Raw genomic sequence first — 13,229 nt, forward strand, 5'->3', positions numbered from 1 at the left:
GGTCCGGGGCGGGCCTCAGCCGTGCAGCGTCTCGCGCCAGTAGTGGCAGGCGCTGCGCCGGCCCGCCAACTCCGTCCCGTGCTCGCCGGTGACCGGTGTCAGCGGCGGGAGTTCGGTACGGCAGCGGTCCTGGGCGCGGTTGCAGCGCGGGTTGAACGCGCAGCCCTCCGGGAGGCTCAGCAGGCTCGGCGGCAGCCCCTTGATGGCGTGCAGGTCCTGGCCCTTCTGGTCCAGCCGGGGGATCGAGTCCAGCAGTCCCCTGGTGTACGGGTGCGCGGGCCGCGCGTACAGCTCGTGCACCGGGGCGGTCTCCACGATCCTCCCCGCGTACATCACGGCGATCTTGTCCGCGACGTCCGCGACCACACCCAGGTCGTGGGTGATCAGGATCAGCCCCATGTTGAACTCGGCCTGCAGCTCCGCCAGCAGGTCCATCACCTGCGCCTGCACCGTCACGTCCAGGGCCGTGGTGGGCTCGTCCGCGATGATCAGGTCCGGCTCCAGGGCCAGCGCCATCGCGATCATGATCCGCTGCCGCATGCCGCCGGAGAACTGGTGCGGGAAGTCCCCGACGCGCTGCTTCGCGGCCGGGATGCGCACCCGCTCCATCAGCTCGACGGCCTTCTCCCGGGCCTCCCTGCGAGAGACGCCCCGGTGCGAGCGGAACATCTCGCCCAGCTGGTAGCCCACGCTGAGCACCGGGTTCAGCGCGGACAGCGCGTCCTGGAAGATCATCGCGATGTGCCGGCCCCGGATGGACCGCCGGGCATCGCCGCCCATGGTCAGCAGGTCCTCGCCGCGGAACAGGATCCGCCCCGAGGCGATCCGCCCCGGCGGCATGTCCAAAATGCCCATGATCGCCTGCGCCGTCACCGACTTGCCCGAACCGGACTCCCCCAGCACCGCCAGCGTCTCCCCCGCCGCGACGGAGTAGCTCACCCCGTTGACGGCCTTGGCGACGCCGTCCCGGGTGTGGAACTCCACGTGCAGGTCCTCGACCTCCAGCAGCGGCGTCCCGGGCTCCAGGCTCCCCCGACCGCCGCCGATCACCTCCACCGCGTCCATCTGCGCAGCCCTCCTCGGCGTCCCCGCGTCCACCGCCGGGCGCAGAGCAACTATCAAGGAACGGGCCGCACTTGGCGAGCCTGCGGCAGATCTCTTTTCCGTCACGGGAAAGGGCGCGCCCCCACCTGCGGGGACGCGCCCTGACATCGGACCCGGGTCAGCCGGAGCCCTGCCCGTCCGCCCCCGCCTCCGCCTGATCGGCCCCCCTCTCCGCCGCGAAGTGGCACGCCGAGTCGTGCCGCGCCGCCCCGTCCAGCCAGGACGGCGCGGCCAGCAGCGGCTCCTCGACCTCGCACCGCTGCTGCGCCTTCCAGCAGCGGGTGCGGAACCGGCAGCCGGACGGCGGGTTGGCCGGCGAGGGCACGTCGCCGGTGAGCACGATCCGGTCGCGCGTCTCCCGCGCCCTCGGGTCCGGCACCGGCACCGCCGAGAGCAGCGCCTGGGTGTACGGGTGCGTCGCGTGGTCGTAGATCTCCGCGTCGCTGCCGATCTCGACCATCTTCCCCAGGTACATCACCCCGACCCGGTCGGAGATGTGCCGGACGATCGAGAGGTCGTGCGCGATGAACATGTACGACAGGTTGAACTCGCCCTGCAGCTGCTCCAGCAGGTTGATCACCTGCGCCTGCACCGAGACGTCCAGGGCGGAGACCGGCTCGTCGCAGATGATGATCTCCGGCTTGAGCGCCAACCCCCGGGCGATGCCGATGCGTTGGCGCTGGCCGCCGGAGAACTGGTGCGGATAGCGGTTGATGTACTCGGGGTTGAGCCCGACCACGTCCAGCAGGTCCTGGACGGCCTTGCGGCGCTCGCCCCTGGGCGCCACCTCGGGGTGGATCTCGAACGGCTCGCCGATGATGTCGCCGACCGTCATGCGCGGGTTGAGCGAGGTGTACGGGTCCTGGAACACCATCTGGATGTTCCGCCGGACGGCCCTCAGCCCCGCCCCGGACAGCCGGGAGATCTCCTCCCCCTTGTAGCGGACCGATCCCGAGGTGGCCGGCTCCAGGTTCATCAGCACCTTGGCCAGCGTGGACTTCCCGCAGCCGGACTCGCCGACGACGCCGAGCGTCTCGCCCTGCATCAGGTCGAAGCTGACCCCGTCGACCGCCTTCACCGCGCCGACCTGCTTCCTGAACAGGACGCCCCTAGTGAGCGGGAAGTGCTTGACCAGGTCCCGGACTTCGAGGATCGGCTCGCCGCGCGGCACCTCCTGCGCGAAGACGACCTCCTCCGGCAGCGCCGCGCCGCCCAGCGCGCCGGCCCCGTCAGCGGTCGTGGTCATGGAGCGTCTCCTTCCAGAAGAAGCAGGCGCTGCCGCGCCCCTCCAGCGGCGTCCCGTCCTCCTCGGTGACCGGGAACAGCTCCGGCACCTCGACCCGGCAGACGTCCTGGGCGCGCGGGCACCGCGGGTTGAAGGCACAGCCCTTGGGGATGCGCAGCAGGTTGGGCGGCAGCCCCTTGATGGCGTAGAGCTCCTGGCCCTTCTGGTCCAGCCGGGGGATCGAGTCCAGCAGTCCCCTGGTGTACGGGTGCGCGGGCCGCGCGTACAGCTCGTGCACCGGGGCGGTCTCCACGATCCTCCCCGCGTACATCACGGCGATCTTGTCCGCGACGTCCGCGACCACACCCAGGTCGTGGGTGATCAGGATCAGCCCCATGTTGTACTCGGCCTGCAGCTCCGCCAGCAGGTCCATCACCTGCGCCTGCACCGTCACGTCCAGGGCCGTGGTGGGCTCGTCCGCGATGATCAGGTCCGGCTCCAGGGCCAGCGCCATCGCGATCATGATCCGCTGCCGCATGCCGCCGGAGAACTGGTGCGGGTAGTCGTTCACCCGCTGCCGGGCGGCGGGGATGCGCACCCGCTCCATCAGCTCGACGGCCTTCTCCTTGGCCTCCTTGCGGGAGACCTTCCGGTGCGAGCGGAACATCTCGCCCAGCTGGTAGCCCACGCTGAGCACCGGGTTCAGCGCGGACAGCGCGTCCTGGAAGATCATCGCGATCTTCTGGCCGCGGATCCGCCGCCGCTCCTCCTTGCCCAGCTTGAGCATGTCCCGGCCCCGGTAGAGGATCTCGCCGCGCGGGATCCGGGCGGGCGGCATGTCCAGGATGCCCATGATCGCCTGCGCCGTCACCGACTTGCCCGAACCGGACTCCCCCAGCACCGCCAGCGTCTCCCCCGCCGCGACGGAGTAGTTGACGCCGTTCACCGCCCGGGCGACGCCGTCCCGGGTGACGAACTCGACGTGCAGGTCGCGGACGTCGAGCAGCGGCCCCTGGTACGGCGCCTCCTGCTCGCGCCCGGCGGTGTCCACCGCTGTACTCACGATGCGCTCCCCTCGCTCAGCGAAGCTTCGGATCGAGGGCGTCGCGCACCGCGTCGCCCAGCATGATGAAGGCCAGCACGGTGATCGAGAGCGCCGTGGCCGGGAAGAACAGCACGTACGGCGCGGTCCGGATCACCTTCTGGGCGGAGGCGATGTCGATGCCCCAGGAGATGGTCGGGTCCTGCAGACCGATGCCGAGGAAGCTCAGCGTCGCCTCGGTGGCGATGTAGCCGCCGAGGGCGATGGTCGCCACCACGATCACCGGGGCGATCGCGTTCGGCAGGATGTGCCGGAACATCAGCCGGCCCGTCCCGGCCCCGAGCGCCCGGCCGGCCACCACGTAGTCGGACTGCTTGACGGTCAGCACCGCCCCGCGCATGACGCGGGCGATCTGGGTCCAGCCGAGCACGCCCAGCGCGACGACCACAGTCCACACCGTGCGGGTGGCGAAGGCGTTCAGCAGCACCAGCGCGCCGAGCAGCAGCGGGATGCCGAAGAAGATGTCGGTGATCCGGGAGAGCAGTGCGTCGATCCAGCCGCCGAAGTAGCCGGCCGCCATCCCGGTCAGCCCGCCGAGCAGGGTGACGGCGGCGGTCACGAAGATGCCGACGGTGATCGAGGCCCTGGCGCCGTACACCACCCGGGCGTAGATGGAGCGGCCCTGCGCGTCGTAGCCGAACCAGCCGGCCCCGAAGAAGTCGCTCCAGTCCGGCCGCCTGAGGTAGTTGTTCACCAGGTCGGCCGCGCGCGGGTCCGCGTCGGTGAACGCCCCGGGGAAGATCGCCATGATCACCAGCAGCAGGATCAGCAGCGCCGAGAGCAGGAAGATCGGCCGCCGGCGCAGGTCCCGCCAGGCGTCGCCCCACAGGCTGCGGGCCGCCTCGCGCTTCTCCACGTCGGGTTCGACTAAAGTCTCCTGCTCGACGGCCATGCCCTGCTCGCCCGCGTAGTCGAGGCGCACGACCCCCGGCTTGGGGTGCGGTTCGTACGACTCCTCGTCGTGGATGTCGGGCTCAGGCATAGCGGATCCTCGGGTCCAGGACCGCGTAGAGCAGGTCGACGAGCAGGCTGGCGACCAGGTAGACGATCACCAGGACGGTCACGATGCCGACCACGGTGGGGCCCTCCTTCTGGTTGATCGCCCGGTACAGGACGTTGCCGATGCCCTGCACGTTGAAGATGCCCTCGGTGACGATGGCCCCGCCCATCAGCGCGCCGAGGTCGGTGCCGAGGAAGGTGACCACCGGGATCAGCGAGTTGCGCAGCAGGTGGCGGGAGGTGATGGTGCGCCGGGGCAGGCCCTTGGCGACCGCGGTGCGCATGTAGTCGGCCCGCAGGTTCTCGCCGATCGACGTCCGGGTGAGCCGGGCGACGTACGCGAGCGAGAGCGAGCCCAGCACGATCGCCGGCAGGATCAGCTGGGTCAGGTCGTAGCTGTCCTGCACCGTCGGCGTGACCCAGCCCAGGTTGGTGGCGAACACCGTCTGCGCGATGTAGGCCAGCACGAAGACCGGGATCGAGATGACCACCAGGGTCAGGATCAGCACCAGGGTGTCCGGGATGCTGCCGCGCCGCAGTCCGGAGACCAGGCCCAGGGCGAGGCCCACGACCATCTCGAAGACGAACGCCATCAGGGCGAGCCGGATCGTGACCGGGAAGGCGTCCGCCATGATGTCGGTGACCGGACGGCCGGTGAAGCTGGTGCCGAAGTCCCCCTGGAAGAGGTTCCCCATGTAGTGCAGGTACTGCTTCCAGATCGGCTGGTCCAGGTAGTACGTGTGCTTGATGCTGGCGACCACGGCCGGGTCGGCGGCCTTCTCGCCGAACAGCGCCGCGACCGGGTCGCCCGGCAGCGTGTAGACCATCAGGAAGATCAGCAGCGTGGTGCCGAAGAACACCGGGATCATCTGCAGCACCCGCCGCAGCACGTAACTGCCCATCCGAGCCTCCTTCCTAGGTGTCCGAGCGGGTTCCGGCCGGGTTCCGACCGGGTGTCCGGCCGGCTGTCCGGTCGGGGTGCCCGGCCGACCGGGCCGGTCGGCCGAGAGACCGCGCCCCGCCCTCCGTGCGGGGAGGGCGGGGCCGGTGCGAGGAGTCGGGGCTCAGCCCTTGACCTCGACCTGGGTCCAGGCCGGGTTGCCGAAGGAGTCGAACTTCACGTTCTGCACCTTGGTCGAGTAGCCCGAGTTGGTGCGGTAGTACCAGAGCGGGATGGCCGGCATCCCGCTCGGCAGCACCGCTTCGGCCTGCTGGTAGCCGGTCACCGTGTCGGCGACGCTGGCGGCCTCGTCGGCCCGGGTGGCCGCCTCGTCGAACTGGGGGCTGCTGTAGCCGAAGTCGTTGGACGCGGCGCCGGTGCGGTACACGTCGGCCAGGAAGTTGGCGTTCAGCGGGTAGTCCTGCACCCAGCCGGTGCGGAAGGCGCCGTTGACGGTGTGCCCGGTGATCGCGGCCCGCGCGGTCTTGAAGTCGGGCTTCGGGTCGCCCAGGCAGTCGACCCCGGTGCTCTGCCGGATCGAGTTGCAGACCGCGTCGACCCACTCCTTGTGGCCGCCGTCCGCGTTGTAGGTGATCATCAGTTTGTTGCCGGGGACGCCGCCGCCATCCTGGATCAGCTGCTTGGCCTTGGCCGCGTCGAACGTGCAGAAGTCGCCGCAGGTACCGGACTTGTAGCCCTCGACGCCCTCGGCCACCCAGGCGGTGGCGGGCTTGCGGGAGCCCTGGAGCACCGTCTTGGTGATGGTGGCGCGGTCGATCGCCATCGACAGGCCCTGGCGCACCTTGGCCTTCTCCGGCGGGGCCCAGTTGGCCTGGTAGAGCGTGAAGCCGATGTTCTGGATGGCGCCCTGCGGCTCGTCCACCGCGCGGTCGCCGAGGTCGCTCTTGTACGTGGCCAGCGCGGACGGCGGCACCTGGTCCATCACGTCCAGGTTGTTGGACTGGAGGTCGGCGTAGGCGGCCTCGGACGTGGTGTACATCTTGAAGACGATGCCGCCGTTCTTCGGCTTGTCCACGCCCTGGTAGTCGGGGAAGGCCTTGGTCGTCACGTTGCTGTTGTGCGACCAGCTGACGAACTGGTACGGGCCGTTGCCCACCGGCTTCTGCCCGTACCCGGCCGGGTCGGAGTAGAAGCCCTCGGGCAGTGGCGAGAAGGCGATGTAGCCGAGCTTGTACTCGAAGTACGAGACCTTGTGGCTGAGCTTGGCGGTGAAGTGGAGGTCGTCGGTGACGGTCAGCCCGGACATCTTGTCCGAGGTGGGCTGGCCGGAGGCCGGGTGGACGTCCTCGTAGCCCTCGATGTCGGAGAACCAGGAGCTGTTGATCTGGTTGTTGGCCGGGTTGGCCCCCCAGTTCCAGGCGTCGACGAAGTTCCGGGCGTGCACCGGGGTGCCGTCGTGGAACTTCCAGCCGTCCTTCAGCGTGATCTCGAAGGTCTGCGAGTCACTGGTGTCGATCTTCTCGGCGACCTGCATCCGGATCTGGGCGTTGCTCGGGTCGTAGTCGACCAGCCCCTTGAAGAGGTTCTGGATGATGCGACCGCCGCCGACCTCGTTCGCGTTGGCGGGCTGCAACGGGTTCTGCGGCTCGTTGCTCTGGTAGCTGAAGGACTTGCTGGCGTCCGACGAGCCGCTGCCTCCTCCGCCGTCGTTGTTGCTGCACCCGGTGGCCACCAGGACCACGGACGTCGCGACGGCGAGGACCCAGCGAGCACGGGCGGCTACGGGCATGGAGGTTCCTCCTCAGGGTGTTGTCGCATCACACCCCATGAGAAGCGCGCCCCGGCGACGGCGCGAGTCAGGAGCACCCGGACGGGTGCGGTGACCTCCCGTCGAGTTGACGCGGCGCCGGAACGCCGGAAGGGCCCGCGGCGCGAACGCCACGGGCCCTTCCTGGGACCACCGGGGGATCAGGCCGCTGCGGCCTGCTCCCGGACCTCGGGGAAGTGGCAGGCCGACTCGTGCGCGGCCGGGCCCTTCAGCAGCGAGGGGACCGCGAGCAGCGGGATCTCCTCGGAGCACTTCTCCTCCGCCTTCCAGCAGCGGGTGCGGAAGCGGCAGCCGGACGGCGGGTTGGCCGGCGAGGGGATGTCACCGCTGAGGATGATCCGCTCGCGGGACTCGCGCGCCGTCGGGTCCGGCACCGGCACCGCGGAGAGCAGCGCCTGGGTGTACGGGTGGGTGGCGTTCTCGTAGATCTCCTCGTCCGAGCCGATCTCGACCATCTTGCCCAGGTACATCACGCCGACGCGGTCGGAGATGTGCCGGACGATGGAGAGGTCGTGCGCGATGAACATGTAGGAGAGGCCGAACTCGCCCTGCAGTTGCTCCAGCAGGTTGATCACCTGCGCCTGGACGGACACGTCCAGGGCGGAGACCGGCTCGTCGCAGATGATGATCTCGGGCTTGAGCGCGAGGCCGCGGGCGATGCCGATGCGCTGACGCTGGCCGCCGGAGAACTGGTGCGGGTACCGGTTGATGTACTCCGGGTTCAGACCCACGACGTCCAGCAGGTCCTGGACGGCCTTGCGGCGGTCGCCCTTGGGCGCCACCTCGGGGTGGATCTCGAACGGCTCGCCGATGATGTCGCCGACCGTCATGCGCGGGTTGAGCGAGGTGTACGGGTCCTGGAACACCATCTGGATGTTGCGGCGGACGGACTTGAGCGCCGCGCCGGACAGCCGGGAGATGTCCTCGCCCTTGAACAGCACCTGGCCGGAGGTGGCCCGCTCCAGGTTCATCAGCACCTTGGCCAGCGTGGACTTGCCACAGCCGGACTCGCCGACGATGCCGAGGGTCTCGCCCTTCTTCAGCTCGAAGGAGATGCCGTCGACCGCCTTGACCGCACCGACCTGCTTCTTGAAGAGGATGCCCTGGGTCAGCGGGTAGTGCTTGTGCAGGTCCTTGACCTCCAGGATGTTCTCAGCCATGGAGGGTCTCCTTCCAGAGGTGGCACGCGCTGCGGCGGCCGGCGAGCTCCTTGCCGTCCTTGTCCGTCACGTGGTGCAGCGCCGGGATCTCGGTGCGGCACAGGTCGGTGGCGACGTCGCAGCGGGGGTTGAACGCGCAGCCGGTCGGGACCTTCAGCAGGTTCGGGGGCAGGCCCTTGATCGCGTACAGCTCCTGGCCCTTCTGGTCCAGGCGCGGGATGGAGCGGAGCAGGCCCTTGGTGTACGGGTGCGCGGGGTTCGCGTACAGCTCGTGCACCGGGGCGGTCTCCACGATCCGGCCCGCGTACATCACGGCGATCTTGTCCGCGACGTCGGCGACCACGCCGAGGTCGTGGGTGATCAGGATCAGGCCCATGTTGTACTCGGCCTGCAGCTCGGCGAGCAGGTCCATCACCTGGGCCTGGACGGTCACGTCCAGGGCGGTGGTGGGCTCGTCCGCGATGATCAGGTCGGGCTGGAGCGACAGCGCCATGGCGATCATGATGCGCTGGCGCATACCGCCGGAGAACTGGTGCGGGTAGTCGTCCACCCGCTGCCGGGCGGCGGGGATGCGCACCCGGTCCATCAGCTCGATGGACTTCTCCCTCGCCTCCTTCTTGGAGGCGCCCTGGTGCACGCGGAACATCTCGCCGAGCTGGTAGCCGACGCTGAGCACCGGGTTCAGCGCGGACAGCGCGTCCTGGAAGATCATCGCGATCTTCCGGCCGCGGACCTGCCGCCGCTCCTCGTTGCTCATCTTGAGCATGTCCTGGCCGCGGTACAGGATCTCGCCCTGGGTCACCTTGCCCGGGGGCATGTCCAGGATGCCCATGATGGTCTGCGCCGTCACGGACTTGCCGGAGCCGGACTCGCCGAGCACGGCGAGCGTCTCGCCGGCCGCGACGGAGTAGTTGACGCCGTTCACGGCCTTGGCGATCCCGTCCCGGGTGTGGAACTCCACGTGGAGGTCCTTCACCTCCAGGAGAGGGGTGCCAACTTCGAGACGATCGTTCTTCTGGTTGTTCTCGATCACGGTGGTCATCGGGTCGTCACCTCTTCTCTCAGCGGAGCTTCGGGTCGAGGGCGTCGCGCACCGCGTCGCCGAGCATGATGAACGCCAGCACGGTGAGGCTCAGCATGCCGGCGGGGAAGAACAGGGCGAACGGCGCCGTACGGATCACCTTCTGGGCCGAGTTGATGTCGATACCCCAGGAGATGGTCGGGTCCTGCAGACCGATGCCGAGGAAGCTCAGCGTCGCCTCGGTGGCGATGTAGCCGCCGAGGGCGATGGTCGCGACGACGATCACCGGGGCGATCGCGTTCGGCAGGATGTGCTTGAACATGATCCGGGTGGTGCCGGCGCCGAGGGCCCTGGCCGCCGTCACGAAGTCGGCCTGCTTCACCGTGATCACCGAGCCGCGCATGACACGGGTCATCTGGGTCCAGCCCAGGGCGACCAGCGCGAAGACCACGCTCCACACGGTGCGCGAGGTGAAGGCGTTCAGGACCACCAGCGAGCCGAGCAGCAGCGGGATACCGAAGAAGATGTCGGTGACCCGGGAGATGATCGTGTCGATCCAGCCGCCGAAGTAACCGGCGAGCATACCGGCGATGCCGCCGATGACGGTCACACCCACGGTGACGCAGATGCCGACCACGACCGAGGCGCGGGCGCCGTAGATGACGCGGGCGTAGATGCTGCGGCCCTGGAGGTCGTAGCCGAACCAGTCGGGCTGGAAGAAGTGACTGTAGTTCGGCTTCGACAGGTAGTGGTTGCGCAGGTCGCCGGCCCGCGGGTCCACCGAGGTGAACAGGCCCGGCGCGATCGCGATGACGATCAGCAGCACGATGAGCAGCGCGGAGATCACGAAGATCGGCTTGCGGCGCAGGTCGTGCCAGGCGTCGGAGCCGAGGCTGCGCGCCTTCTCCGGCTTGGCGACCGCAGCGGCGGCAGCGGCCGGGGCCGGGGTCTCCCCGGCCGTCTTCTTCTCGGTCAGGTCAGGCATAACGGATCCTCGGGTCCAGGACCGCGTAAAGCAGGTCGACGATCAGGCCGGCAACCAGGTACACGATCACCAGGAAGGCGACGAAGCCGGAGACCGTCGAGCCCTCCTTCAGGTTGATCGCGTGGAAGAGCGCGTTGCCGACACCCTTGACGTTGAAGATGCCTTCGGTGACGATCGCGCCACCCATCAGGGCGCCCAGGTCGGTGCCGAGGAACGTGACCACCGGGATCAGCGAGTTGCGCAGCAGGTGGGTGCCGATCACCCTGCGCCGCGGCAGGCCCTTGGCCACCGCGGTGCGGACGTAGTCGGCCTTGATGTTCTCGGCTATGGAGGTGCGGGTGAGACGCGCCACGAAGGCCAGCGACACCGAGCCGAGCACGATGGCCGGCAGCACCAGCTGGGTGATGTCGTTCGAGTCCTGGACGGTCGGCGTGACCCACTTCAGGTCGTCCGCGAAGATCGTCTGGAAGATGAAGCCGAGCACCGGGACCGGGATCGAGATCAGCAGCAGGGTGAAGATCAGGGCGCCCTTGTCGAACGCCTTGCCGCGGCGCAGGCCGGCGAACAGGCCGATGCCGATGCCCAGCACGATCTCGATGGCGAACGCGAACAGCGCCAGCCGGAGCGTGACCGGCAGCGCCTCGGTGATCACGTCGAGCACCGGCCGGTTGGCCAGGGTGGTCCCGAAGTCACCGGTGAGCAGGCCCCCCATGTAGTGGAAGTACTGCTGCAACATCGGCTTGTCGAAACCCATTTGGTGCTTCAGGGCGGCAACCTGGGCCGGGTCCGGCGCCTTGTCGCCCCACATCGCGGCCACCGGATCACCCGGCAGCGCGTGCACCATGACAAAGATGAGCAAGGTCGTTCCGAAGAAGACCGGGATCATCTGGAGCAGTCGCCTCGCGACAAAGCGCCCCATCGTGCCTCCATGTATGGCTCTGCCGGGCCCGTCAACCCGGCAAGAGATAAGTCGGCGTGCCAACGGCCGGTGCCAGTCCTCGCCCTTGTGGGGATGGACGGGCACCGGCCGTTGTCACCGGGTCAGGCGGTGCCGACCGATTACTTCTTCTTGACCTCGACGTCGGTGAAGACCGGGTCGCCGAAGGAGTCGAACTTCACGTTCTGGACGTTCTTGGAGTAGCCGGAGCTGGTCTTGTAGTACCAGAGCGGGATGGACGGCATGTCCTTGGCCAGCTGGGCCTCGGCCTGCTGGTACAGCTCGGCGGTCTTCTCGACCGAGGTGGCGGCGTCCGCCTCCTTGGCCAGGCGGTCGAACTCCGGGCTGGAGTACTGGTTGTCGTTCGACGAGGCGCCGGTGCCGTAGACGTCACGCAGGAAGTTGGCGTTCAGCGGGTAGTCCTGCACCCAGCCGGTACGCATCATGCTCTGGACCTGCTTGTTGGTGACGACGTCACGCACGGTCTTGAAGTCCGGCTTCGGGTCACCGGTGCAGTCCACGCCGGTCGACTGGCGGATGGAGTTGCAGACCGCGTCCACCCACTCCTTGTGGCTGCCGTCGGCGTTGTACAGGATGGTGACCTTGCCGCCGGGGACGCCGCCGCCCTCCTGGATCAGCTGCTTGGCCTTCTCCGGGTTGAACTTGCAGAACTCACCGCAGGTGCCGGCCTTGTAGCCCATGACGCCCGGGGCGACCCACGAGTCGGCGGGGAGGCGGTTGCCGTTCAGCACGGTCTTGGTGATGGTGTCGCGGTCGATCGCCATCGAGATGCCCTGACGGACCTTCTCCTTGCCCGGGGCGTTCCAGTCGCCCTGGTACAGCGCGAAGCCGACGTTCTGGATGGCGCCCTGAGCCTGGTCGACGGCGCGCTTGCCCAGGTCGTCCTTGTACTTCGGGAGGTCGGTCGAGTCGACCTGGTCCAGGACGTCCAGGGTGTCGGACATCAGGTCCTTGTACGCGGCCTCACCGGCGCTGTAGTTGCGGAAGACGATTCCGCCGTTCTTCGGCTTGTCCGTGCCCGCGTACTTGTCGAAGGTCTGGACGGTGATGGCCTTGTTGTGCTCCCACGAGACGAACTTGTAGGGGCCGTTGCCGACCGGCTTCTGGCCGTAGCCGGCCGGGTCGGAGAAGAAGCCCTCGGGCAGCGGGGAGAAGGCCGCGTAGCCGAGCTTGTACGTGAAGTACGAGACGGGGCTGGTCAGTTCGATGGTGAAGTGGGTGTCGTCGACGATCTTCAGGCCGGACATCTCGGTGGCCGTCGGGTCGCCCTTCTCCGGGTGGACGGCGTCGTAGCCGACGATGTCGGAGAACCAGGACGAGTTGATCTGGTTGTTCTTCGTGTTGGCCGACCAGTTCCAGGCCTTGACGAAGGACGCGGCGGTGACCGGGGTGCCGTCGTGGAAGGTCCAGCCGGACTTCAGCGTGACGGTGTAGTTCTTGGCGTCGGTGGTCTCGATCTTGTCGGCCACCTGGTTGCGCAGCGCACCGGTCGCGGGGTCGTAGTCGACGAGGCCCTTGAAGAGCTCCTTGACGATACGGCCGCCGATGTTCTCGTTGGCGTTGGCCGGCTGGAGCGGACGCTGCGGCTCACCGCTCTGGTAGCTGAAGCTGGCGGCGGCGTTGACCGCACCGCCCTCGGAGCTACCCCCGGAGGAGTCGCTGCTGCTGCACGCAGTCGCAGCGAGGGCGACAGCAACAGCTGCGACAACCCACTTGGCCTGGCTCGCACCGCGCATCGGTGTGCCTCCTGAATTCGACGTTGCAACGAGGAGGGCATCGCGGAACGGTGGTCACCGGGCCCGCTGTGCCGTCCGCGCTCGTGGTTTCGGCGCGCACCCCTGCGCGTTCACCCTTGACCCGAGCCTGACTGCACCCACTATCCGTCACGCACGGACACGAAAGTGACCAGTGACGATCTCAATTAGGTCACATGAACAGTCGGTAAG

At 68.4% G+C, this 13,229-nt stretch carries 11 protein-coding genes; all 11 read right to left on the bottom strand.

Features of this window, described 5'->3' with window-relative positions; translation table 11 throughout:
* Positions 1–15 precede the first annotated feature (15 nt).
* The gene (locus ACGF0D_RS02770; RefSeq protein WP_392873632.1) at positions 16–1,065 is read right to left on the bottom strand and encodes an ABC transporter ATP-binding protein; all 1,050 of its coding nucleotides are present in this window, start codon (positions 1,063–1,065) and stop codon (positions 16–18) included.
* Positions 1,066–1,222: 157 nt separating this feature from the next.
* Complete coding sequence (locus tag ACGF0D_RS02775; protein ID WP_392873635.1) at positions 1,223–2,350, bottom strand: ABC transporter ATP-binding protein; 1,128 nt, start codon at positions 2,348–2,350, stop codon at positions 1,223–1,225.
* Positions 2,334–3,392 (bottom strand): ABC transporter ATP-binding protein, encoded by a 1,059-nt coding sequence (locus ACGF0D_RS02780; RefSeq protein ID WP_392913699.1) that lies wholly within the window; start codon positions 3,390–3,392, stop codon positions 2,334–2,336. Before ACGF0D_RS02780 ends, ACGF0D_RS02775 begins: the two co-directional genes overlap by 17 nt.
* 16 nt (positions 3,393–3,408) lie before the next feature.
* On the bottom strand, positions 3,409–4,413 hold the full coding sequence (locus tag ACGF0D_RS02785) for an ABC transporter permease (protein WP_392873641.1): 1,005 nt from the start codon (positions 4,411–4,413) through the stop codon (positions 3,409–3,411).
* A complete protein-coding gene (locus ACGF0D_RS02790) occupies positions 4,406–5,332 on the bottom strand; it encodes an ABC transporter permease (RefSeq protein ID WP_392873644.1) in 927 nt (308 codons plus the stop codon). Before ACGF0D_RS02790 ends, ACGF0D_RS02785 begins: the two co-directional genes overlap by 8 nt.
* Before the next feature lie 162 nt (positions 5,333–5,494).
* Positions 5,495–7,120: an ABC transporter substrate-binding protein gene (locus tag ACGF0D_RS02795; RefSeq protein ID WP_392913700.1), complete on the bottom strand. Its 1,626-nt coding sequence runs from the start codon at positions 7,118–7,120 to the stop codon at positions 5,495–5,497.
* Between the two features lie 179 nt (positions 7,121–7,299).
* Complete coding sequence (locus ACGF0D_RS02800) at positions 7,300–8,319, bottom strand: ABC transporter ATP-binding protein (protein ID WP_392873649.1); 1,020 nt, start codon at positions 8,317–8,319, stop codon at positions 7,300–7,302.
* Positions 8,312–9,361: an ABC transporter ATP-binding protein gene (locus tag ACGF0D_RS02805; RefSeq protein WP_392873652.1), complete on the bottom strand. Its 1,050-nt coding sequence runs from the start codon at positions 9,359–9,361 to the stop codon at positions 8,312–8,314. The genes ACGF0D_RS02800 and ACGF0D_RS02805 overlap by 8 nt, the downstream gene beginning before the upstream one ends.
* 19 nt (positions 9,362–9,380) lie before the next feature.
* Positions 9,381–10,325, bottom strand: coding sequence for an ABC transporter permease (locus ACGF0D_RS02810; RefSeq protein ID WP_392873655.1), 945 nt, complete (start codon positions 10,323–10,325; stop codon positions 9,381–9,383).
* The gene (locus ACGF0D_RS02815) at positions 10,318–11,244 is read right to left on the bottom strand and encodes an ABC transporter permease (RefSeq protein WP_392873658.1); all 927 of its coding nucleotides are present in this window, start codon (positions 11,242–11,244) and stop codon (positions 10,318–10,320) included. Before ACGF0D_RS02815 ends, ACGF0D_RS02810 begins: the two co-directional genes overlap by 8 nt.
* Before the next feature lie 140 nt (positions 11,245–11,384).
* Positions 11,385–13,019 carry an ABC transporter substrate-binding protein gene (locus tag ACGF0D_RS02820; RefSeq protein ID WP_392873661.1) on the bottom strand — a complete coding sequence of 545 codons (1,635 nt, stop codon included), beginning with the start codon at positions 13,017–13,019 and terminating at the stop codon, positions 11,385–11,387.
* Positions 13,020–13,229: the final 210 nt, after the last annotated feature.

This window comes from Kitasatospora sp. NPDC048298 (assembly GCF_043201465.1).
Lineage (GTDB): Bacteria > Actinomycetota > Actinomycetes > Streptomycetales > Streptomycetaceae > Kitasatospora.

Bases quoted from the DNA above. Each gene is read 5' to 3' on its own strand.
- ACGF0D_RS02770 (WP_392873632.1), bottom strand. From the start codon at position 1,065: ATGGACGCGGTGGAGGTGATCGGCGGCGGTCGGGGGAGCCTGGAGCCC.
- ACGF0D_RS02785 (WP_392873641.1), bottom strand. From the start codon at position 4,413: ATGCCTGAGCCCGACATCCACGACGAGGAGTCGTACGAACCGCACCCC.
- ACGF0D_RS02775 (WP_392873635.1), bottom strand. From the start codon at position 2,350: ATGACCACGACCGCTGACGGGGCCGGCGCGCTGGGCGGCGCGGCGCTG.
- ACGF0D_RS02795 (WP_392913700.1), bottom strand. From the start codon at position 7,120: ATGCCCGTAGCCGCCCGTGCTCGCTGGGTCCTCGCCGTCGCGACGTCC.
- ACGF0D_RS02820 (WP_392873661.1), bottom strand. From the start codon at position 13,019: ATGCGCGGTGCGAGCCAGGCCAAGTGGGTTGTCGCAGCTGTTGCTGTC.
- ACGF0D_RS02815 (WP_392873658.1), bottom strand. From the start codon at position 11,244: ATGGGGCGCTTTGTCGCGAGGCGACTGCTCCAGATGATCCCGGTCTTC.
- ACGF0D_RS02805 (WP_392873652.1), bottom strand. From the start codon at position 9,361: ATGACCACCGTGATCGAGAACAACCAGAAGAACGATCGTCTCGAAGTT.
- ACGF0D_RS02800 (WP_392873649.1), bottom strand. From the start codon at position 8,319: ATGGCTGAGAACATCCTGGAGGTCAAGGACCTGCACAAGCACTACCCG.
- ACGF0D_RS02810 (WP_392873655.1), bottom strand. From the start codon at position 10,325: ATGCCTGACCTGACCGAGAAGAAGACGGCCGGGGAGACCCCGGCCCCG.
- ACGF0D_RS02790 (WP_392873644.1), bottom strand. From the start codon at position 5,332: ATGGGCAGTTACGTGCTGCGGCGGGTGCTGCAGATGATCCCGGTGTTC.